Source organism: Thermoflexus sp., from assembly GCF_025055495.1.
Lineage (GTDB): Bacteria > Chloroflexota > Anaerolineae > Thermoflexales > Thermoflexaceae > Thermoflexus.
On record NZ_JANWXB010000078.1, the window covers coordinates 1 to 3,060 of the forward strand.

General features: G+C 62.2%; 1 protein-coding gene. It reads right to left on the minus strand.

Translation table 11 applies throughout. The features are described from left to right. Positions 1–2,171 (minus strand): YfhO family protein (locus NZM16_RS02850; protein ID WP_295478412.1); only part of this gene is annotated, 2,171 nt, incomplete at its 3' end. Between the last annotated feature and the right edge of the window lie 889 nt (positions 2,172–3,060).

Sequence of the window (3,060 nt, forward strand, 5' to 3'; positions counted from 1 at the left end):
GCCCCCACATAAAAGCTCCATGGCCGGTAACGGAAGATCACCTCGCTCTCTCCGGCTGACAGCGGGACCGCCATCAAAACGACGTTGGCTCGCACGAGCGGGGCCGGCTGGCCGTTGACCAGCACTTCCCACCCTGGATACCAGGGATCCCGGGTGATAAGCAGCCCGGCCCGGGCCAGCCGAACCCGGTAGCGGCTTTCCATGGCCGTCCGGGCAAGGAGCTGCACCTCATCCGCTGCGGCGGGACCTTCGCCGCTGGACCAGGCGATCGGATCCAGGGTGATGGCCTGGCGGGCCGGCTGGAAGGCCGGATCCCGCAGGGCGGTCAGCGCTTCTTCCACGCTGCGAACGGGGTGCACCTCCCGCACCACCCATGCCCAGGGGAGCGGTGGATCCAGGCGGAAGATCCGCGTTTCCTCATGGCCCTGGGGGATTCGCTCCAGCAACACGGCTGTCCGGCCTAGCGCGGACATATCCGGCAGATCCCGCCCCCAGGTCACCACATACCGCACCCCCAGCAGCCACCACTGCAACGCCTCCGGGGTCTCCTTCAAAAACCGGAAATAAGGCTCCGGACGGATTGAGGTCGATCCGTCGATATCCTCCAGGCCGAACCAGCATCCGATGTGATCCGGCATGCGCCACTCGTCGTAGAACCGGAATGGTCGTATCGCCTCCGCCTCCATATGCCGGATCGCCGGATGCTCTGGATAGATCGGCCCAGGAGCGGCGGCGTCCAGCCAGCGGTTGAAGGCGGCCAAGTTCAGCGCGCTGATCAGGAAAGCGCTCCCGCCCAGGCCGGTGCGGCTCCGCCAGCCGCTGACCCGAGCGGTCCACCATCCCCAGGCGCCCAGGGCAGCCAAGCCGCTGAGGGCGACCTCGGAAGACAGCCGGCGGTGGTCGCTGGGATCGATCCCCTGACGGGCCAGGAAGATGACGACCGGCAGAGCGAGCCCAACGCCGAGGAGGAAAAAACCGGAGGCGCGCTGAATCCGGAAGGCGATCGGCCGGCGTGGGCAGGGAATGCCCTGGAGGACCGCGGCCAGACCGTGGGCGGCTAGCGTCGCCAGCGCGAAGGAGACCCAGAGGGCGTGCCGTTCCTGGCTCCGGGTGGTGGGGTAAAGGGGGATCAGCTGGAAGGCGATCTCATAGAGCGGGAAATTTGCTCCGAAGGAGAGCAGCAACCCCAGCCCACCGATGACTGCCCAAACTTGGGCCCTGGGCCAGCGCAGGATCAGCCCGGCGATCGCTAGGGTGAGCGGAAGTAGGCCCACATAGAGGGGATGCCAGTGGCTGACTAAGCCGGGCTGGAGGAACTGGACGATGTCGTGCACGGGGAATCCGCTGCCTGACTCGGCCAATGATAGGCGAGCGCGATCAGAGTGAAGGGCGAACTCTATCGCAGGCAGGAGTTGGACAGCAGTCACCCCAAGGGCAATCAGGGCGAGGAGGCCGAACTGTTTCAGTCTCTTCACTCCGGGCAGGCGGTTTTGCCCCCCTCGCACGAAGAAGAAAATCGCTCCCATCCCCCAGACGAGGGCGGCGATCTGAGGCTGACCGCTCAGAATCGGGAGGATTCCACCCAGAACAGCTAACAACAGGGCATGAGGACGTAGACCTTGAATCAGCTCATCCAGTCCCAACAGGAATAGAGGAAGCCATGCCGATCCCTCGACAATCGCCACCTGTAGGATGGGGTATCCAGTCAGATATCCTCCAAAACCGAAGACTGTAGCGCCTAACAGGGCTCCCCAGGGGCTTCCTGTTTCTTTCCTAAGGAAGAAATATGCCAATGCTGCCGCAATCCAGAGATGAAAAAGCGATTCGAAATGGAAGAACTCTAAAGAAACGTTGGAGCGACCCGTCCACAACGCGGATAGGATCGGGAGCCAAGCCCCAGGATAGAAGAAGGCCGACTGGGTATAGGCCTGGAAAGGAAACCCACCAAACAGGCATCGGGTCCACAGAGGCAGAATCCCTGCCTGAAGGCCCTGGCGAAGGATTTCTCGAAAGGTTAGATAGTGATAGGTGAAATCTCCGGGGCTCAACATCAACCGATCGGCGGGAATGGGCGTGAAATACCGCCATGTGAACAGCCACCAGACCGCTGTCAGAGCGAACAGGGCGGTGCCGATTTCGCCCCAGCGAGTCCGGAAAATCCCTCGGATCATGATGCCCACTCCTCGCCTTGCTTGATGGTGAACGGCGGAAGATCCCCTCACCCCTTCCCCTGCCCCCACATGGGAGAGGAGAAGGGACTTCGGGGTAACGGCTTCGCCGTCCCGAAATCCCCCTCCCTTCCTCTTCGTGAGGGGGAGAATGGGGAGAGGAGAAAGGAGCTGATCTGTCCTCCACGCCATTCTGTAGAGCTACCCGGTGGCCTCGCCCGCCGACAAGGGGAAGAGCCATCAGGGGCGGCCCTTATGCGTCCACTATTCGGCACTGCCGATTGCTCTTCCCGTTCCCCTTTCTGGACTCACGGGGTCCAGAAGCCCGGCGCCACCTGAATCGACTGCGGCAGCCATATCCCTTCCCCCCACTTTGCGTGGGAATCTGTCCCCCAGCGGGCAACGCCGATAGAGGCCGATCCGGATCCGATACTCGCCCGATGGGATTTCCGATGGAACGTGAACCTCGCAGGGATCAGGGTAAATCCATCTGGGAATCCGCTCAGGCAGCGGGAGGAAGAGCAAAGTGCTCACGATCGCCCTGAAAGGTGATCTGGTCTTCTCTCTAATAAAGGGCGTGCAGACTGGCAGCCGCCGCCTCGGGGCGATAAGTTTTCCAGAACCCCAGCTCGCTCAGGAGGGCCATCAGAACGGGAGGTGCATAGAACAGCAACCCCTTTCCCGGTGAACAGCGACCCCCAAAGCCCAATGCCAATCAGCTGGGCAAACTGCCCGATTTCTGGAAAATACCCGCCCCGTAGGGGTTCCCGAATCGCAGGAAATTATAGCCAGCATCAGCCGGGACCGGGAGGGTTGCCCCGAGCTCCTTATGTCTTCACCCTCCGCCATCTTCAGGAGCCTCCTAGTGCCTCGTCCACTTTTAATTTGGGGG